Genomic DNA, 20,387 nt, shown 5'->3' with positions numbered 1-20,387 from the left:
TAGATTTAAACTCTAAAAATTGTTACCTTTACTTAACCTCAACAATTTGATTTGTTTCAACAGATTGTTGACATGCTATAGCTATTCTAGTACTTTGTAGACCATCAAAAGCGTTTACTTCTGGTTGCCGCTTTTCTTTAATGCAAGAAATAAACTCCTTCATTTCATTGACAAACGCATCTCTAAAGCGCTCAGGGAAGTTCTGTGAAGCAGGTCTTACCGCACCATTTTCATCAAAAACGGTTACTAGATTTTTCTCCGGGGCAGCAGCTACACGCAGCATTCCTTTTGTTCCAATTAATTCTGTTTCTACATGATAACCATGTACTGCATTTCGTCCTGCAACTAAAATCGCGATTGTTTTATTTTCTAATTGCATCATAGCCACACCTGTTTCTAATTCATTTAATTCATCTAACTCCGGATAAGCAGCATTTTTGCCTATCGCCCACACACGGCTGACTTCTTTTTTCGAAAACCATCTAACCAAGTCTATATCATGGATTGACATATCTAAGAATAGACCGCCGCTATTGCTGGATCGAGCAAATTTAACGAAGCTTTCCAATCCTGAACTTGGGTCAATGCCGTAGCAGCGAATAACTGTTAATTCACCTAATTCTCCTTCGTCCACCATTTTTTTAGCATATTGATAGGATTCATCGTATCTTCTCATAAATCCAAGCTGGAAAATTTGATCAGGATGAGAATTAATTACTTCAATTGTTTTTTCAATATCCTCAATATCTAATCCAATTGGCTTTTCACTGAATACATGTAATCCTTTTTCCATCGCTACACGGATTTGCTCCGGATGGCAGCCGGATGGCGAAACGATGCATACTGCATCAAGATTTGGACTTTCAACCATTTCTTCATAGGATTTATATGTATCTGTTACACCCAGTTCTTTTTTGGCATACTCCAATTCATCATCTACAAAACTACAGGCCGCTACCAGTTTCGCATCTGGAACATTTTGGGCTAAATTTATGGCATGTGTTCTTCCTAATCTACCTAATCCTACAATTCCTACTCTAATTCCGTTCATCATGATTCTCCTCCGTTTATCATGCTAAAAAAACGCTTTCATAGTTTGTTAAAAAGATCGGGTTGTGATGCGAGTTTTTATAAAAATCATTAAGTATCTATTAACTTTTGAGTATGTTTTGGTTATCTATATAAATAGTAATATTAATAACGCTTTCAGTCAATCTTTTTTATTTTGACTTTATCGAATAGGAGATTATTGGCAAATTTGGGACAATCAGTTTCCAATCCATGCTGAATGCATACTGATAGCTGTATGTCACGACAGTTGAAACATACTTTATGAAATCAATTCTTACTTATTTATAATTTCATAAAATTTTAAATAAGAGGATGTCTTTGGTAATATATAGACATCCCCCTTTATTACGCTTTATGACTTGATTTAAATTCTCTAATTTTTGCTTTTACTGTTCGTTTAACAGCTTCTTTACCAGGAGATAGGATGGTACGTGCATCGTACACTTCTTTGTCCTTATCGAGTACTTCACGAACAGCTTTAGCCCATGCTTGCAAACATTCCGTATTCACATTAATCTTTGCATGACCAAGTTCAATAGCCTTTTGGATTTGGTAATCAGGGATACCAGATCCACCATGTAAGACAAGTGGTACATTGGTCAACTCTGAAATCTCTTTCATTTCAGCAAATCCTAACTTCGGCTCGCCTTGGTATGGACCATGAACAGAACCAAGAGCTGCTGCTAGTGCATCAATCCCTGTTTCTTTAACAATACGCAAACATTCCTCTGGGTCTGCGTATTGAATTCCACCAATAAGCCCGTCTTCATTACCACCTACGGTTCCAACTTCCGCTTCAACTGAAACGCCACGAAGTCTTGCATAATCAGCTACTTGCTTGGTCATTTCAATATTTTCATCAATCGGATGATGAGATCCATCAATCATGACAGAAGTATATCCAGCATCAATCGCCTCTTTACAACGTTCCACACCGCCTCCATGGTCCAGGTGTAAAGCGACTGGTACGGTAATATTCTTTGCTTCTACAATACTATTAATCATTATTGCAATCGTTTTAAATCCGCCTAAATAATCTACAAGTCTATCAGAAGATGCTACAATAACAGGAGATTGTTCTTCTTGAGCCGCTTCTAAAATAGCTTCAGCCCATTGAAAGCTGTTTATGTTAAATGATCCAACCGCATATTTTCCTTCTTTAGCTTCAGTTAGCATATCTTTCATAGAAACTAATTTCGATGATATTACTGTTGTCACCTGTCCCCTACCTCTCTTGTCATAAAGACAAACAATTTCCAATTAGAAATTAGCATTATTCAATAAGTTCTAATGAAATTGGAACAAATCTCATTAGAAATTGATCCAATCCCAATACATACCCTGGTTCTTAATATTGTTTTGCAGTTTCTAATTTTTGCTGTCTAAATTCATATGCCTTTTGGATACTTTCTTTATTTGAAACTTCTGCCACTCCAACATTCCACCAGCTGTCATAACCATCTGTCATGGTTTTTGGAAGCACTTTAATCTCTATTAAGGTTGAGACTTCTTGTTTCTTCGCGTCTTCTAAAGCTTTTTTCAATTGTTCAATTGTATGAACGCGGTACGTTTTAGCACCATATCCTTCAGCTACTTTCGCATAATCAATATTTAAGATTTTGTTATCATGTGTTCTAAATTCTGTGAAATAAGAATCACAGCCGTTATCCATTTGTAAGTTATTAATACAGCCAAAACCTGAATTATCAAAAAGGACAACATTAATTTTGTGGCCATATTGAATGGCTGTAATCAATTCAGAGTGCAATAATAGAAAACTGCCATCCCCTACAAGTGAATATACTTCTTTTGTTGGCTCAGCCAATTTAACTCCTAATGCACCAGATACTTCATAACCCATACATGAATAACCGTATTCTACGTTATACGTATTCGGCACAGTCGGATTCCAGATACGCTGTACATCGCCTGGAAGTGATCCGGCAGAAGTAATAATCGTACTATCTGGAGCAATCGTATCATTGACAGCGATTAAAGCTGTTGTTTGTGCCAATTCTGTATTCAATGCATCTGCATATTCATTTAGTATCTCTTGTGTGAAATGGTTCTTAATTTCCGGATCAAAGTTTTCACGAGTAAATGTTACCTTACTTAAGCGGTCACGCTCAGCATTCCATTCTTCTTTCAATTCAGCAATCGTTTGTCCGAATTCACTCTCATATCCTTCTAAAAACGTTGCCAATTGCTCTAATGTTGTTTTAGCATCTGCTACTACCTGGAAGGCATCCATTTTGTATGCTTGCAAACGGCTAACGTTGATATTTAAAAACTTTGTTGTTTCAAAGTTGAATGCTGTTTTAGATGATGTCACGAAATCTGTATATCTGGTCCCAATACCGATAATTAAATCAGCCTGGCGTACTGCTTTATTTGCTGCAAGCGTACCAGTGATCCCCATTCCGCCCAGGTTCTTCTTGAATGTAGATTCTACAGTTGCTTTACCAGCCTGTGTTTCAACCAATGGAATATTGTGTTTTTCCGAGAGAGCGATTAAAATGTCACGTGCTCCTGAATATTTAGCTCCGCCGCCAACAAGGATTACAGGCTTTTTGCTTGCTTTTATCAGCTCTGCTGCACCTTTTAGTTCACGTTCCACCGGTGCTTTACGGTCTAAATAATGTATACGCTTTTCAAAGAATCTTTCATCATAGTCAAATGCTTCACCTTCAACATCTTGTGCAATACAAATTGTTGCAGGGCCAGCTTTTCCTGGATCTGTCATAACCTCAAACGCACGAATTAAACTGGACATTAACTGTTCGGGGCGAGTAATACGGTCCCAGTATCTTGAAACAGGTTTTAAGGCATCATTTGTAGTAACCGCTAAGCTATATTCTTGTTCAACTTGTTGTAACACTGGATCAGGCTGTCTTGTGGCAAATGTATCACCTGGAATAAACAACACGGGAATATTGTTAGCTAAAGCTGTACCCGCTGCTGCTGCCAGGTTTGCTGAGCCTGGTCCAACAGAAGTTGTCACGGCAAAAATTTTTCGACGTAACATTTGTTTACTATAAGCAATGGCAGCATGTGCCATCCCTTGTTCATTTTTTCCTTGAATGACCTTTAAGTGACCTGCATCTTGTTCCAGTGCTTGACCAATCCCCAATACATTTCCGTGTCCAAACACGCTGAAAATACCTTCAACAAATGGGAATTCCTCTCCGTCAACATGAATATATTGCTGATTTAAAAATTTGATTAAGGCTTGTGCCGTTGTTAATCTAATTTTCCCCATGGAGATTTCACCTCTTACTGATTTGTCACTGTTTCTTCTGATCTTTCAGCAATTAATTGCTCAATTTCTTCGATTGTCGGCATTGCTTCAGAAGAACTGTGCTTACTTACAACAATTGCTGCAGAGGCACTGCCGTATTTTAGAGCAGTTTCAATATCTTTACCTTTAATTAATGCGTACAAGAAGGCAGAAGCATAAGAGTCTCCTGCACCAAATGTTTTTAATACCTTCGTTAAATAAACATGACCTCTGAATACTTCCCCTGATTTTGTATAAGCATAGGAACCTTCAACACCATGCTTAATTACAACCAGCTCTGGAGAATGTTTAAATAAATGATTAACAGTAGCCTCGTTACTGCCGTCTTTAATATTTTCCATTACATCAAATTCATCTCGTGTACCAATGACAACATCTGATTGCTCTGCAACCGTTGTATAATAAACAGATGTTTCTTCTTTAGACGCCCATGTATAACCCCGGTAGTCTAACTCAAAAATAACCCTCACGTCATTTTTCTTTGCCAGTTGTACTGCTTTTAATACAGCTTCACGAGATGGACTTTTTGCAAGAGCTGTTCCGGAAACTAAAAGGATTTTTGATCTTTTAATGTAGTCTTCACTTACTTCTGAAGGGTCTAAGTAAAGATCAGCTACTTCATCACGGTACATTAAGATGCTGCACTCTTCCGGGCTTTTAATTTCGGTAAAAGCTAAGCCTGTTTTATGTCCTTCCTGATCAACTACAATATTGGATGTGTCTACACCGACACCAGCCATATATTTTTCAATAAAACGGCCATGTTGGTCATCTGCCAGTTTACCGATAAAACCTGCTTTTAAGCCAAGCTTAGATGTTCCAATGGCAATATTTGCCGGAGAACCGCCGACATATTTTTTAAATGTCATCGTTTCTTCCATTGGACGGTTGTATTCCACTGCGTTTAAATCAATGCATGCACGTCCAATCGCGATGATGTCAAATTCTCTTTCTGAATTAAATTCAATCTTCATGTTGTATAGAACTCCTCATCACTTATTTTCGTTCCAGGATCCATTCATGAGCAGGTTCGTTATGAAACTTCCAAATACGTTTTGGTCCTGCCATTATGTTTAAATAATAAGATTCATACCCATCCGGAACCGCTACAGGATGATACCCTGCCGGGACTAATACAACATCTCCATTTTCAACTGTCATCGTTTCATCAAGAGAACGATCATCTGTATACACACGTTGGAAAACAAAGCCTTGTCTTGGGTTCATTTCGTGGTAGTAAGTTTCTTCTAAAAATGACTCATGTGGTAAGTTGTCTTGATCATGTTTATGAGGCGGATAGCTAGACCAGTTTCCGCTTTCTGTATATACCTCTACTACTAGTAAACTATTTGCAGATGGATCCGAGTCAGGTAAAATATTGTGTACTAGCCGTTTATTATTATACTTTCCTCTATGCTCAATACTGTTATCTTCCGCCTTTATAAGTCTAGTAGGCAATTGCTTCTCAGATGGAGAATAACAAAGAATAATACGCGCTTGTGTTACTGCTTCAACCGCAAACGTACGATCGTTTGAAACATATACACTATCAGTAGGTTTCTTTTCGAAAACGCTTTCCCTGGTGCCGATATTTTCAAATATTTCTGCATCGTCTGTTACATTTATTTTCCCAGTTAAGGCAACTATACAACATTCTTCTTTTCCCAATTCTTCTTTATAGCCAGCCCCTGGAGCTAAATCGACCACTTTCATTCCTACATATTCTAATGATGAATTTTCACTTGTTACTTCATGAACGATTTTGACTCCTGGTGACGTTTCTACTAAATTGGGTTTTCGGAGTAATTTACTCACTTTATTTCCAACTCCTATGAAGTCATTTTTAAATGGCTATTATCCCAACTTAAGATAGTCAGGATAATAGCTTAATGTCAAAGTCTTATTCAAATGATGGCGCTTTGTAGTTTGCTGTAACTACTTTTTTACGAGTGTAGAAATCAACGCTATCTTTTCCGTTTGCATGTAATGTTCCATAGAATGAAGACTTCCAACCAGAGAATGGGAAGAATGCCATTGGTGCTGGAACACCTAAGTTAATTCCTAACATACCTGCATCGATATTCTCACGGAAATAACGAATAGATGAAGCGTTTGATGTATAAATACATGCACCATTTGCAAATTCTGATTTATTTGCTGTTTCAACTGCTTCTTTTAAGTTTTTAACACGAATGATTGATAATACTGGAGCGAAAATTTCGTCTTTCCAGATGGTCATATCTGTTGTGACACCGTCGAAAATAGTTGGCCCAACAAAATATCCTTCTTCTGGTACGTTTTCGCGGCCATCACAAACTAATTTTGCACCTTCCTCAATCCCTTTTTGGATATAGCCTAATGTACGTTGATGATTTTGTTCCCTAATAACCGGGCCCAGGAACACACCTTCATCCAGTCCATTTCCGATTTTCACATTTTTTGCTTTTTCTATTAATTTTTCAAGGAATGCATCTGCAATGCCTTCTTCTACTGTTACAACAGAGCAAGCCATACAACGTTCACCCGCAGATCCAAATGCAGAAGCAATTACGTTTGTTGCAGCATGTTCTAAGTCCGCATCATTTAAAACGATGGAGTGGTTTTTTGCACCTGTTAAGGCTTGAACACGTTTAAGGTTTGCGCTTCCACGTTTGTAAACATATTCACCAACTGGTTGTGAACCAACAAAGGAAATAGCTTTAACTTTTGGATGATCCAGAAGTCCGTTTACCACATCATGCGCACCATGTACTACATTGAATACACCTTTAGGAAGGCCGGCTTCTTCTAATAGTTCTGCTAATTTTTGCGCTAGCAATGGAGTTCTTTCAGATGGCTTCAGTACAAATGTATTACCTACAGCAATCGCCATGGGGAACATCCAGCAAGGTACCATCATCGGGAAGTTAAATGGTGTGATTCCACCGACAACCCCAAGCGGATAACGGTAGTTCGTTATTTCTACATCTGTTGCGATCGTTGTCAACGAATCACCCATCATTAGAGTAGGAGCTCCTGCAGCAAATTCAACATTTTCAATTCCTCGTCCAACTTCACCTAATGCTTCAGAAAGATTTTTACCATTTTCAGTTGTAATAATTCGGGCTAATTCTTCTTTATTTTTTTGTAATAACTGTTGGAAGTTAAATAGGATTCGTGCACGTTTTTGAACAGGGACATTTTTCCACTTTTCAAATGCCTTTGCTGCCACTTCGATCGCATAATCAACATCTTCTTTTGTAGAGATCGGAACTTGAGCAATTACTTCTTTTGTAGCCGGGTTGTATACATCTTCGTATTGAGTCGCTTTGCTTTCTACCCACTCACCATTTATGTAGTTTTTTAGCTTTTGAACTTTCACCATTACTCCGGACATTTCTTCTCCCTCCTATTATCGCTTTTTTATTAATGGGTGATTTGCGTTTTTAGCTTGAAATTGATTTCAAGCTATACTTATAAATTGATAACCTTATGGTATTTATTGCTTTTATCAAATATGTTTATTATATGTTGGTTATGTTTTGGTTATATTTGATTACATCTTAATACTAATAACGCTTTCGGTCAACCTTTTTTCTCGTTTTTATGATATGTTGAGTATTTTTAACAAGAAATTGTATTTATTCTGTTCGGAATTGACTTGCGATCATGTGTGGTTGATAATTTTTATTCTTAATACCTTATGACTAAATTAGGCTGCCTTAAAACTCTAAAGACAGTTGTTGGAGAAACATTCACGATTTTTAGCAACATCTCTCATTTTTAGATCAATTGATCCACCCTCTTTTTCGTATTTAAAAATATATATTATATAAAAAAGAAAAAATCGAGTAATATCAAGGGCTGGACATGAAAAGACCCGGAAATCGGAAAAGTATTTTTTAACGAAATCCGGGCTGGGATCGGAATGTTTATTTTAAACGAGACGTTTTTATTTTTGTTTTACGATTTTAAAATTATTTTAGCCACACACTCCACATGGCCTGTCTGCGGAAACATATCTACCGGCTGAACCTCAACAGTTGCATACCCCTTTTCCGCCAAAAGCTTCGCATCCCTCGCCAGTGTGGCAGGATTACAGGAAACATAAACCAGCCGATCAGGCAGCATCCCCACAACAGCATCAAGCAAAGCGGGATCACATCCTTTGCGCGGAGGGTCAACCACAATTACATCCGGTTTGATCCCTTCTTTCAACCAGCGGGGCATCACTTGTTCCGCCGCTCCCGCTTCAAAACGGACATGCTTCATCCCGTTTAATTCAGCGTTGTATCTGGCATCCTCAATCGCCTGAGGGACTATTTCCACTCCGTATACCTGTTTGGCATCTTGCGCCAGGTAAAGAGCAATCGTCCCGATTCCGCAGTAAGCATCAACCACTGTTTCTGTTCCGGTGAGGGCGGCATATTTGCGAACCTGGTCATATAATACTTTGGTCTGAGAAGGGTTCACCTGGAAAAAGGAATGCGGAGATATGGAAAACCGGATTGAGCCAATCATGTCATAGATCACCGGGCTGCCCCACAATAAACGGTTGTCCGGGCCGAGAATCACGTTAGTCCGCTTGCGGTTGATATTCTGCACAATCGATTTTAAGTTGGGAAATTGGCTACGCAATTGTTCCAGAAGTGTTTTTTGATGCGGCAAATAATCGCCGTTGGTGACGAGGACAACCATCAGCTCGTTGGTTTGAACCCCGATCCGGACCATAACGTGACGCAAAACACCCTGATGTTTTTGTTCATCGTAAGCAGGGATGTTTAGTTCATTCGCCAATTGTTTGACCGCGGCTACCACCCGGTCATTTTCGGGATGCTGGATGAGACAGGCATCCATGTCGATAATCTGATGGGAACCGGGCCTGTAAAATCCTGCAATGACCCGCCCGTCTTCCTGCCCAAAGGGGATCTGGGCTTTATTGCGGTATCTCCAGGGCACTTTCATGCCGATGACAGGGTGGATCGTTATATGCTGCAAGCCGCCAATCCGCTCAAAACTGGCGATCACTTGCTGACGTTTCAACCGGAGCTGTGTCTCATAGGAAAGATGTTGGGACTGGCATCCCCCGCATTCTGCAAAAACCGGGCATAACGGATCGGTCCGGTCCGGGTGTGGCTTCAGCACTTGCAACAATTCCGCCTGGCCGTAGTTCTTTTTGACCTGTGTCATTCTCGCTCTTACTTTTTCCCCGGGTACAGCCTGCGGAACGAACACGGTAAAGCCTTTAAATCTTCCTACACCCGTTCCGCTGTGTCCCTGTCCGGTGATTTCATATTCAATTACTTGACCCGGTTGTACCGGAGGTTTTTGCTTCATGTTTGCTGCTCCTTATTAAAAAACGTTCACCATCAACACAGATGAACGCCTATGGACAAAAGATCTCAAGGTGTTGGGGGAGAAGTTCAAATCTCCCGGCCAGTTTGCCTCCCCACTCCCCGTCCAAGTTTAACTTGAGCGGTTCAGAGGTGTCTACATCCAATTGCTCTGTTTGGAAATAGATAATCCGGGAGTCGTATATATGCTCCCCTTTGTACGCCAGCGCTGCCAGTTGCAGTAAGTCGGGAATGTTGGTTTTCGGAATGATTAAGACATCTAATAATCCATCACTTAAACTGGCGGAAGGTGCCAGTTTTTCAAAGCCGCCCACAGAAACGCTGTTGGCGATGATCAGGAGCAGAATGTCCGATTCCCACTGTCCGCGTGGGGTTTTGATTTGAATCGGAAACGGTTTATGCAAACTGCCCAGTTTTTCAATCGCCTTTGCATAATATGCCAGGGGGCCCATCATCGTTTTCAAGCGGCTGGGTGCTTCATATGTAACTTCGGTAATTCTGCCGGCCGCTGCCACATTGATAAAATAACGGCTTCCAATTTTCCCGATATCAATGGTGGAAGTTTTGCCGGCAGCTATTATATTACAAGCCTTACATAAATCGCGCGGCAATTTTAAGGCCCGGGCAAAATCGTTGGTCGTCCCGCCGGGGAGAATCCCCAGTTTGGGAGGGTGGGGATGACTGGCTAAGCCATTTACCACTTCATGAATCGTCCCATCACCGCCAGCGGCAATCACTGCATCAAATCCCCGCTCAGCGGCTGTCTTGGCTTCCCGGGCGGCACTCCACTGATCCTGTGTTGCCCGGCAGGATGTCTCATAGCCTGCTTGTTCCAGGCAGTCTAATATTCTGGGTAAACGCTTTTCCACAAGTTCCCGTCCAGCTGTCGGATTATAGATTAGGCGAGCACGTTTCATGCCTGCCCCCCTTTTCTCTGTGACTTTCCGAAACCGCTACTATTGATAATAGTTTACTGATGAATAATGTCAACTTCAAAGCAAACATTTATGGCTGGGGACAACTCTGTGAAAGTTGAATCATCCGGGGAGCGGCCATCTTTGCTTCTTCGCAGGGCGCCGATCGGGAACGGGACAAATCCTGCCTTCCCCCACTGGTACATACTTTCACAGAAAAAGCACCTTGTCTCTATTTTTTTCGTTTTATTTTTCTTTATGAGTTTTGCCCATAAAAAAACGACCTGTGAAGGAAGCACAGGCCGTCAATCACGGCTGTAGTTAATGAGGCAGATAAATCAACTGGAAAAGAAACAAAACGGCAAACACATAAACAAGGGGATGGACTTCCTTCCAGCGCCGTTTGGCCAGTTTCATCAAAGGATAGGAGATAAAGCCTAAAGCAATTCCCGTAGCGATACTGGAAGTGAGCGGCATGCTGAGAATTACCAAAAATGCCGGGAAAGCTTCATCGATTTTGTTCCAGTTAATGTGGCTGACATGCCCTGTCATCAACGAACCAACCACAATAAGCGCCGGTGCGGTGATCGCGGAAATACCGGAAACGGCTCCAACTAACGGGCTGAAGAAAGCGGATAATGCGAACAGAATCGCGACTACCACAGCAGTAAGTCCTGTTCTTCCTCCTGTGGCTACACCTGATGCCGATTCAATATAGGCTGATGTCGGACTTGTACCAAACATGGAACCAACCAGGGTCGCCACCGAGTCGGCAATTAATGTCCGTTGACCGCGCGGAAGCTTGTCTCCTTTCATCAGACCGGCCTGTTTCGCCACTCCGAGTACAGTGCCTGTCGTATCAAAAAGAGTTACCAGCAAAAAGGAGAAAACAACTGCATACAGGCCAAACTGGACAACGTCCCCAATCGCATCTACAGGATTCATCACGACCAGTTGATCCGGGATCGGCGGGAGGGAAACAATGCCTTTTTGGAAAGAGAGCTGTCCGGTAAAAAAAGCGACAATTCCGGTGACAACCATACCGATGAATAACGCACCGTTAATTTCAAGGGCCATACAGATCAGTGTAACCGCCAGGCCAATCAATGTGAGGAGAGACGAAGTAGAATGCAGATCACCCAGAGTAACCAGATTCGTCGGATGAGCTTTGACAAGCCCCGACAAACGCAAACCGATAAAAGCGATAAATAAACCGATCCCTGCTGTTATCGCATTCTTTAAGTTATCGGGAATCACTTCAATCAATTTGGTACGCAGCGGTGTTAAAGAAAGAATCACAAATAAGAGCCCTGACACAAATACGGCAGCGAAAGCTTCCGCGTATCCCAGCCCTTCGTGTGCCTTCATCACAGAATAGGCAAAATAAGCATTTAAGCCCATAGCGGGTGCAATCGCAATCGGATAATTGGCATAAAATCCCATGATCAATGTTCCCACGACAGTTGCAATAATAGTAGCCGTAAAACTTAGTTCAAAGGGTACACCAGCATCTGACAGAATAATCGGATTGACTACCATGATATATGACATCGTAAAAAAGGTAGTCAGACCAGCTACCAATTCTTTTTTCAGCGAGGACCCCTGTTTTTTCAACTGAAACATGGCTTCTTCCTCCAAAAATACGAATATTTATCATAACAAAGTATATAATATTCGTTTTTAACAAGATAATCAACTGTTATTTTTAACTTTATGTATGAATCCCTATATCCTTAACATGTTGGATTTACATTTGCTTTATGTACCAAAAACGCTGAAAGGACAAAACCGTGGTCAAGAAACTTTCAGGGTTAATAGGTAAAGGGTTTTATATTTGAAACAGGGAACCATTCCCCCCTGCCGGGGCAAATGAAAAGCCCAGTCCCGGGGCGGACTGGGCTGATCCGTCAAGTATCTGCGGTTTCAGGATTCCAATGTTTTAAAATCCGGCGCCGAACATGGCGTCGCAATATTTTTCGTTCAAGGGCTCCCCACAGGCTCGAAGTACCGTAATAGAGAGCGGTTGCGACTGGAGCCGACCATAAGATGAAGAGAGAGATTCCCGCCATCAGGACAAAGCTAAACTTGGTTGACCCGGACTGCATCAGATCAGCCGGAATCAGTGTAACCATGGCCGTACATCCATTGGCGACGGCGATGGCAATCGGAACAATCACCCAGGGATCAGGTAAGCCGATGCTGCTTACCCATGGCACAAGGACAGAATGAGCCGTCGGACCGAGATGAGAAAAGGTGGCATATACCGTAATTAAGACGGGAGACTGGATCAAAACATTCAAAAACATGGCAAAGGGGTTAAATTTATGTTTCCGCATCAGCTTTGGCGTTTCCTCTGCCAGTGCTTCCCTGGTTCCGGTCCATGTTTTCTGCAATTCTGCCGCTTTCCGGGAGAAGACAAACTGATTGGCCGCCAGATGGGACTGGCGTACAGAGATGGGAATCAGACAAATTCTGACCAGAATCGTAAACAAAATAACAGCGATGCCCCAGTCACCGACCCAATGCTCCAGGCCGGTAAAGACAGGCTGAAAATAGTGGCTGAGTGTCTGAAAAAAGTTATCCATCAACATTCTTTCCCCCTTGTTTTATGAAGTTCAAACAAAGAGGAAGGAATGGTCTCCTTCATCGTCAGCGTTTCCCATCCGCAGGCGGGTTTTCGCGATGATCCACAGCCTGGGGTGTAACATTGGGGAGACGTGAGAGATTTTTTTATATTGTAAAAGATCGCAGTTTTTATACCAGAAGTGAGAGGACCTGGCATTCACGCAAACTACGATGATAGCAGCAAACGCTGCAACAAAAAGAATCATCCACCCCAATGATGGGGTCCAATCCAGTTCCATGCCCTCTCACCCCGCTTTCGTTGATAAAAATATCATATCATATGGGCCTGTTTTACTGGAAGATACAATTCAACGGCGTTATAAATTGCGGGCAATCCATATGGAAAAGCCCTCCGGTCGGGACGGAGGGCTTTCATCTATACAGCTTCCTTGTTTGATATTTCCTCATTAACCACTGCTTCGATCCAGCGTGAAATCAGCGGGCTGGGAAGATATGTTTTTCCAGTGTATACATAATCTAAGCCTTCCATCCGTGACGGGAGAACTTTCCTTGTAAAATATCCTTCGCTGAGGAAAAGCGGAAGGACGAGGACACGGTTGTTGCGGCTGCATTCACTTAATCGCCGGTGCAGATTATCCGGGTGTATGGTAGCAAGTACTGCATCGGAAAATCCCAATTTCCGGCGGATCTGTTTGGCGAGGCTGTCCATCCCCTTTTCCCAGAGTTGCTTAAATCCTTCCACATCACTGCCGTGACCGACCAGAAGAATGACCTCTTCAGCCGGATTGACGCTCATCTCTCCGGCCCGCTCCACGAGAATGTCGCTGATCAACGGATGGTCATCCATAGCCGGACACAAGCGGACTTTGGCATTTATCTCAAATGGCTCTTCCTCTACCTCCACTTTCGGATGCTGATTCAGGCCGAGGAGATAGCTGATTTCTTCAATATGAGTGCTCCCGGACGATACAAACAAAGGAACCGCAATGACTTCAGTGACACCCTGTTCCTCCAGTTCTTTGATCCCGTCAGGGATGGAACGCCCTTCTACCATTTCCAGAAAGGCAGTTGCCACCGGGTAGTCCAGTTGGACTTGTTTTACTGCCTGGTCCACAAGTTCCACCCAATCCTGTTTGCTGGAACCATGGGCAATCACGAGTACTCCACGATGTTTCAAGGATTTCACCTCCACGCGCTTCCCTTGTTTATTGTATCACAAGTGGCTGCTTGAAACGTTTAACGTTTTTTCAAACGTTGATAGGTCTGCCAGGCGATAAAAGCAAAAAAAATGCTGACGATTCCGCTTAAGAGGCTGGTCCTGAAGATAAATAAGTTGGCAATCCCATCAGCAATCAACAGCAGAATCACTAATAGGTATACGTTTCGGGAAAACGGCTTTCTGCGAAATTCAAACAAGGTAACAAAAAAATAAAGTGCGATCAGGAGAAAATGCACTGCGACTGCCGGAGAATTCCCGAAAAATAAATAGTAAATACCGAAACCGAGAAACAAAACGATAACTAGGATATAAAACAGTTGCAACGGTCAACCTCCTCTGGCTGCTTCATCTAAAAAGGAGCCCGCCCCATCAGGGACGAGCCGGATATTGATAACATCCACTATAGACCAATCTGTTCCCGAATCAGCTGGTTGACCATCTGTGGATTAGCTTTTCCTCTGGTCGCTTTCATTACCTGTCCAACCAAAAACCCCAGCGCCCGATCTTTTCCGTTTTTCAAGTCTTCGATTGATTTCGGGTTAGCCGCCAGCACCTTGGCCACTTCTTCTTTTAACTGGCCTTCATCACTGATCTGCACCAAACCTTTTTCTTCGACAATTTGGCCCGGCCCTTTTCCGCTTTCCAGCATTTCCTTAAATACTTTTTTGGCAATTTTGCTGCTGATGGTACCTTTTTGGATCAGTCGGATCATCTCCGCCAAATGGCGCGGGGGAAACCGGACGTCTGAAATTTCTTTGCCCTCTGCATTCAGATATCCAAGTAGATCACTAGTGATCCAGTTGGAGGCCAGTTTAGGGTCTGCCTTTTCCGCTACCGTTTCCTCATAGAAATCAGCAACCGCTTTGGATGCGGTCAAGATGCCGGCATCGTAGTCGGACAGCCCAAAAGTGCGGGTATATCTTTCTTTGCGGGCATCCGGAAGCTCGGGAATGGAAGAGCGGATCTCCTCTTTCCATGATTCATCAATATGGAGGCGAACCAGATCCGGCTCCGGGAAGTAGCGGTAATCATGTGCTTCTTCCTTACTTCGCATCAACTTGGTTTTGTTCTGATCTTCCAGCCAGCGCAACGTTTGTTGGACAATGGTTTCCCCGCGGTCCAACAGCTCTGCCTGGCGATTTTGTTCATACTCCAGAGCTCTCTCCACATTGCGGAAGGAGTTGAGGTTTTTCATCTCTGTTTTGGTGCCAAACCGGTCAGAGCCGACAGGTCGCAAGCTGATGTTTGCATCACAGCGCAAAGAGCCCTCTTCCATCTTCACATCGGAAACACCGGTATATTGAATGATCGTTTTCAGCTTCTCAAGATAAGCTTTCGCTTCAGCCGGGGAACGCATATCGGGTTCAGACACGATTTCGATCAAAGGAACTCCCACCCGGTTGAAGTCGACAAGAGAGCCCTCTCCGTTTTCCATATGGTTTAGTTTCCCTGCATCCTCTTCCAGATGTACACGGGTGATTCCAATCCGTTTTTTCTCTCCCCCGACTTCTATCTCAATCCAGCCTTTTTGCCCGATGGGTTGATCGTACTGGGAGATTTGGTATGCCTTTGGCGAATCGGGATAAAAGTAGTTTTTCCTGTCGAATTTACTGTATTCGGCGATCTCACAGTTGAGGGCCATCGCCGCTTTCATGGCGAAATTGACAGCTTCCCGGTTTAACACAGGGAGGACTCCCGGGTGTCCCAGGCAAACCGGGCAGGTGTGGGTATTGGGAGGTGCGCCGAATTCGGTGGAACATCCGCAAAAGATTTTTGTTTTGGTTGATAGTTCGACATGTACTTCCAGTCCAATCACTGTTTCATATTTACTCATGCACGCACCCCTCCCATCGGTGGAACTGGTAAGCGCTCCGTTGCCTGCTCATAAGCATGGGCAACCCGCAAAACAGTTGATTCGTCAAAAGCTTTTCCAATGATCTGCAAGCCGACAGGAAGTCCGTCCGCCAGCCCGCAGGGAACACTAATCGCCGGAAGACCGGCCAGGTTCACAGGGATGGTGCAAATATCATTCACATACATCGTAAGCGGATCATCCACCTTTTCACCAATCTTAAAAGCAGTTGTAGGAGTGGTTGGTCCGATCACCACATCGTAGCCGGCAAAAATGTTTTCAAAATCTTGCCGGATCAATGTACGCACTTTTTGGGCTTTTAAATAATAAGCATCATAATATCCTGAGCTTAAAGCGTATGTTCCCAGCATAATACGGCGTTTTACTTCAGCTCCAAAGCCCTGGCTGCGCGTTTCCAGGTACATGTCCAGCAGATTGCTTCCTTCTTTGCGGACTCCGTAGCGAACCCCGTCGTAACGCGCCAGGTTGGAGGAGGCTTCAGCCGGGGCGAGCAGATAATAAGTAGCAACCGCATAATTGGCATGAGTCAGAGAAACTTCCTCTACTACTGCCCCCATTTTTTGCAAGGTGGCGAGAGCTTCTTTGATGCGTTCACGAACCCCTTCATCAATACCTTCGCCCATCATTTCCTTTGGTACGGCAATGCGCAAACCGGTTACATCTCCTGTAAGGGCAGACAGGTAATCCGGCACCTCTACATCGGCAGAGGTTGAATCTTTCGGATCATAACCGGCCAGCACTTGTAAGGCATAAGCTGCGTCCTCTACATTTTTGGTGAGCGGCCCAATCTGGTCAAGCGAAGAGGCAAAAGCGACCAGACCATAACGGGAAACACGCCCGTAGGTAGGTTTTAAGCCGACCACGCCACAGAAAGCAGCCGGCTGGCGAATCGAGCCGCCGGTATCGGAACCGAGAGCAAAATAAACTTCTCCTGCGGCCACAGCTGCTGCCGATCCCCCGCTGGAGCCCCCCGGGACCCGCTCCAAATCCCATGGGTTATAGGTGAAATGAAAGCCGGAGTTTTCCGTCGATGAACCCATTGCAAACTCATCCATATTCATCTTGCCCACAGTTACCGCCTGGGCCTCGGCCAGCTTGTCAACTACGGTAGCGTTATAGATCGGCTGGTAGTTGGCCAGGAGTTGACTCGCACAAGTGGTTGTCAATCCTTCCGTACAGATGTTATCTTTCACTCCGACGGGCAGGGCAGCGAGCAATCCCCTCTCCCCGGAGCCGGAAAGCTGCTGATCCAGCGCTTCTGCACTTTTTCTCGCACCTTCGGCATCAACCGTCAAAAAGGCCCGGACCTGTCCGTCTACTTTTTCAATCTGCGCAAGAGATTCCTCAACAAGGTCACGTGCAGAGATTTCACGGCGAGCCAAACGCTTATGTATTTCTTTTAACGATTCACGAAGCAGCGACATGTTTCTCCCCCTTATTCTTCAAATACAGGTGGTACGCGGAACATACCTTCTTTTTGATCCGGTGCATTGGCTAAAGCTTTTTCCCGTGGTATAGAAGGTCCCACCTCGTCTTCACGAAGCACATTGGCCATTGGCAGCACATGGCTGGTTGGCTCCACATTTTCAGTATCCAGCTCGTTCAGCTTCTCTGCAAACCCGAGAATATCATTCAGTTGGCCGGTAAATTGATCCGCTTCCTGATCAGTCAGTTTTAAACGTGCCAAACCGGCTACTTTCCGTACTTGTTCTTTGGAAATTGTCATGCTTGTTTCACCTCCGAGGTTCATAGATTCGTCTGTCAGGCCTGTCAGAAACCACAACTCCAGTTTGCCCAATCAATTCTTATCACAGTATAGCACAAAAGAAGCTGATTTCCTTACCTTCCTCTATATACTTCGATTGTTATTCCAATTTTGCACCGGTTCTGCCCTGCTGGTCATCCGTTTTCCGCTTTGAGTGTCCCCGCTCCTCCTCTAATTTTTTGTCCATATTATGAATAATTTCAGGTATAATGAATAAAACACTTCACATTTGTAGAAAGGCAGGTAGATGGAGATGAAGAACCGCTGGCTCTCATATCTGGTCTGGGCAGGAATTTCTGCACTGGGCGCCGCCGGCTTTGCTGTTCTTGCCTTGTACCGGGGTGAATCGGTAAACGCTCTCTGGCTTCTTGTTGCAGCTACTTGTACTTATGCGATTGGTTATCGATTTTACAGCCGTTTTATGGCAAGAAAAGTTTTTGAATTGGATGATAATCGGAAAACTCCGGCAGAAGTTCACAATGACGGAAAAGACTTTGTCCCTACAAACAAATGGATTCTGTACGGCCATCATTTTGCCGCGATTGCCGGAGCCGGTCCGCTGGTTGGCCCCATTTTGGCCGCACAGATGGGTTACCTTCCGGGAACCCTGTGGATTGTGGTCGGTGTCGTCCTCGGCGGGGCTGTCCAGGACTTTATCATTTTGTTCGGCTCGATGCGCCGCAACGGAAAGTCACTCGGCGACATGGCCCGGGAAGAGATCGGACCTGTCGGCGGATTTACTGCACTCTTTGCTATTTTGGGAATTATGATTATTTTATTGGCAGTATTGGCGCTTGTAGTTGTCAAAGCACTGGCTGACAGCCCGTGGGGGATGTTTACCATCGCCATGACTATCCCCATCGCACTGTTCATGGGAATCTACATGCGCTATATCCGGCCGGGAAAAGTACTGGAAACATCTTTGATCGGCTTTGTGCTGCTGCTCGTTTCCCTTTATGCCGGCCAATATGTAGCAGAGCACCCCACTCTGGGGCCATTGTTCACCCTTGAAGGAACCACCATTGCCTGGTTAATGATTATATACGGATTTATTGCATCTGTGATTCCGGTTTGGCTGCTGCTGGCACCGCGTGATTATCTGAGTACCTTCCTGAAGGTGGGAACCATTTTTGCTCTGGCACTGGGAATTTTGTTTGTCATGCCGGATTTGAAGATGCCCGCTTTCACAAAATTTATTGACGGTACAGGCCCTGTCTTTGCCGGTAACCTGTTTCCGTTCGTCTTCATCACCATTGCCTGTGGCTCCATTTCCGGCTTCCATGCCCTGGTCTCTTCAGGCACCACACCGAAAATGATCGCCCGGGAGTCCCATGCCCGGATGATTGGTTACGGCGGGATGTTAACCGAATCTTTTGTCGGAATAATGGCCTTGATCGCTGCATGTGTGTTAACCCCGGGAGTCTATTTTGCGATGAACAGCCCGGCTGCCGTGATCGGGACGGATGTGGCAAGCGCCGCCGCGGCAGTATCCAACTTCGGATTTAAGATTACACCGGAAGAACTGACAAACCTGGCCAAATCGATCGGTGAAACATCGATTCTCTCCCGTACCGGCGGAGCACCTACACTGGCCGTGGGAATGGCTTTTATCTTCTCCAGCTTTACCAGCGATTCCCTAATGGCATTCTGGTACCACTTTGCCATCTTGTTTGAAGCTGTATTCATCCTGACCACCATCGACGCAGGGACCCGGGTAGGGCGTTTCATGCTTCAGGACTTGCTCGGGCGATTCTCTCCGGCACTGGGCCGAACCGAATCCTATCCCGCCAATATATTCGCCAGTGCTGTTATTGTAGCCGGATGGGGTTATTTCCTGTATCAAGGGGTGATTGACCCGTTAGGCGGTATTAACACCCTGTGGCCCCTCTTCGGGATTGCCAACCAGATGCTGGCAGTGGTTGCACTGGTAGTCGGCACAACCATCCTCATTAAGATGGGTAAAACCATTTACTCCTGGATCACCATTGCTCCGCTTGTCTGGTTAACAACAGTGACCATGACCGCAGGCTGGCAAAAGCTGTTCCATGAAGATGCGAGCATCGGCTTCCTGGCTGCTGCCGAAAAATATCAAGCTGCCATTCAAGCAGGAAATGTGATCGGTCCTGCCAAATCCCTTGAAGAGATGGAACGGATCGTTTTCAATAACCAGATTGACGCTGTCCTGACGGCGATCTTCATGCTTTTGGTGGTTGTGATTATCGTCGATGCCGCCCGCGTCTGGTATAAAATCCTGGTTAAAAAAGAAAAGCTTCCCTTGCAGGAATCGGCATATGTTCCACATCAACCGGGTACGATTGGAGGGTAACC

Annotated in this window: 17 protein-coding genes; 1 reads left to right on the top strand and 16 read right to left on the bottom strand. The window is 44.2% G+C overall.

Features of this window, described 5'->3' with window-relative positions:
- Positions 1-28: 28 nt before the first annotated feature.
- From iolG to gatC, 16 genes are all read right to left on the bottom strand, one after another.
- Positions 29-1,051 carry an inositol 2-dehydrogenase gene (gene iolG / locus I8U27_RS15380; RefSeq protein WP_181753103.1) on the bottom strand — a complete coding sequence of 341 codons (1,023 nt, stop codon included), beginning with the start codon at positions 1,049-1,051 and terminating at the stop codon, positions 29-31.
- Positions 1,052-1,416: 365 nt separating this feature from the next.
- Positions 1,417-2,256: a class II fructose-1,6-bisphosphate aldolase gene (gene fba / locus I8U27_RS15375; RefSeq protein ID WP_181753202.1), complete on the bottom strand. Its 840-nt coding sequence runs from the start codon at positions 2,254-2,256 to the stop codon at positions 1,417-1,419.
- A gap of 163 nt (positions 2,257-2,419) precedes the next feature.
- Positions 2,420-4,330 (bottom strand): 3D-(3,5/4)-trihydroxycyclohexane-1,2-dione acylhydrolase (decyclizing), encoded by a 1,911-nt coding sequence (gene iolD, locus I8U27_RS15370; RefSeq protein ID WP_181753100.1) that lies wholly within the window; start codon positions 4,328-4,330, stop codon positions 2,420-2,422.
- A 14-nt stretch (positions 4,331-4,344) separates the two neighbouring features.
- Positions 4,345-5,343: a 5-dehydro-2-deoxygluconokinase gene (gene iolC / locus I8U27_RS15365; protein WP_181753099.1), complete on the bottom strand. Its 999-nt coding sequence runs from the start codon at positions 5,341-5,343 to the stop codon at positions 4,345-4,347.
- Between the two features lie 22 nt (positions 5,344-5,365).
- Positions 5,366-6,184: a 5-deoxy-glucuronate isomerase gene (iolB, locus tag I8U27_RS15360; protein ID WP_181753096.1), complete on the bottom strand. Its 819-nt coding sequence runs from the start codon at positions 6,182-6,184 to the stop codon at positions 5,366-5,368.
- Between the two features lie 85 nt (positions 6,185-6,269).
- Positions 6,270-7,733: a methylmalonate-semialdehyde dehydrogenase gene (iolA, locus tag I8U27_RS15355; protein WP_181753200.1), complete on the bottom strand. Its 1,464-nt coding sequence runs from the start codon at positions 7,731-7,733 to the stop codon at positions 6,270-6,272.
- Positions 7,734-8,311: 578 nt separating this feature from the next.
- Entirely contained in the window at positions 8,312-9,685 is a 1,374-nt protein-coding gene (gene rlmD, locus I8U27_RS15350; RefSeq protein ID WP_181753094.1) for a 23S rRNA (uracil(1939)-C(5))-methyltransferase RlmD, read from the bottom strand.
- A 49-nt stretch (positions 9,686-9,734) separates the two neighbouring features.
- Positions 9,735-10,619 carry a diacylglycerol kinase gene (locus I8U27_RS15345; protein ID WP_181753092.1) on the bottom strand — a complete coding sequence of 295 codons (885 nt, stop codon included), beginning with the start codon at positions 10,617-10,619 and terminating at the stop codon, positions 9,735-9,737.
- 318 nt (positions 10,620-10,937) lie between these two features.
- Complete coding sequence (locus I8U27_RS15340) at positions 10,938-12,239, bottom strand: NCS2 family permease (RefSeq protein WP_181753090.1); 1,302 nt, start codon at positions 12,237-12,239, stop codon at positions 10,938-10,940.
- 284 nt (positions 12,240-12,523) lie between these two features.
- Positions 12,524-13,201, bottom strand: coding sequence for a YidC/Oxa1 family membrane protein insertase (locus I8U27_RS15335; RefSeq protein WP_181753088.1), 678 nt, complete (start codon positions 13,199-13,201; stop codon positions 12,524-12,526).
- Between the two features lie 30 nt (positions 13,202-13,231).
- On the bottom strand, positions 13,232-13,480 hold the full coding sequence (locus I8U27_RS15330; RefSeq protein WP_181753086.1) for a hypothetical protein: 249 nt from the start codon (positions 13,478-13,480) through the stop codon (positions 13,232-13,234).
- A 137-nt stretch (positions 13,481-13,617) separates the two neighbouring features.
- Positions 13,618-14,379 carry a sirohydrochlorin chelatase gene (locus tag I8U27_RS15325; protein WP_181753084.1) on the bottom strand — a complete coding sequence of 254 codons (762 nt, stop codon included), beginning with the start codon at positions 14,377-14,379 and terminating at the stop codon, positions 13,618-13,620.
- A 59-nt stretch (positions 14,380-14,438) separates the two neighbouring features.
- Positions 14,439-14,744: a hypothetical protein gene (locus tag I8U27_RS15320; RefSeq protein ID WP_181753082.1), complete on the bottom strand. Its 306-nt coding sequence runs from the start codon at positions 14,742-14,744 to the stop codon at positions 14,439-14,441.
- 77 nt (positions 14,745-14,821) lie between these two features.
- On the bottom strand, positions 14,822-16,255 hold the full coding sequence (gene gatB, locus I8U27_RS15315) for an Asp-tRNA(Asn)/Glu-tRNA(Gln) amidotransferase subunit GatB (RefSeq protein WP_181753080.1): 1,434 nt from the start codon (positions 16,253-16,255) through the stop codon (positions 14,822-14,824).
- A complete protein-coding gene (gene gatA, locus I8U27_RS15310; protein WP_181753078.1) occupies positions 16,252-17,718 on the bottom strand; it encodes an Asp-tRNA(Asn)/Glu-tRNA(Gln) amidotransferase subunit GatA in 1,467 nt (488 codons plus the stop codon). The genes gatB and gatA overlap by 4 nt, the downstream gene beginning before the upstream one ends.
- 11 nt (positions 17,719-17,729) lie before the next feature.
- The gene (gene gatC / locus I8U27_RS15305; protein ID WP_181753076.1) at positions 17,730-18,020 is read right to left on the bottom strand and encodes an Asp-tRNA(Asn)/Glu-tRNA(Gln) amidotransferase subunit GatC; all 291 of its coding nucleotides are present in this window, start codon (positions 18,018-18,020) and stop codon (positions 17,730-17,732) included.
- A gap of 292 nt (positions 18,021-18,312) precedes the next feature.
- Here gatC and I8U27_RS15300 point away from each other — a divergent pair, with 292 nt between their 5' ends.
- Positions 18,313-20,385: a carbon starvation CstA family protein gene (locus I8U27_RS15300; RefSeq protein ID WP_181753073.1), complete on the top strand. Its 2,073-nt coding sequence runs from the start codon at positions 18,313-18,315 to the stop codon at positions 20,383-20,385.
- The last annotated feature ends 2 nt before the right edge of the window (positions 20,386-20,387 follow it).

It is taken from the genome of Paenactinomyces guangxiensis, from assembly GCF_016055185.1.
In the GTDB taxonomy this organism is placed as follows: domain Bacteria; phylum Bacillota; class Bacilli; order Thermoactinomycetales; family Thermoactinomycetaceae; genus Paenactinomyces; species Paenactinomyces guangxiensis.
This window is presented reverse-complemented; position numbering and strand designations above follow the sequence as displayed.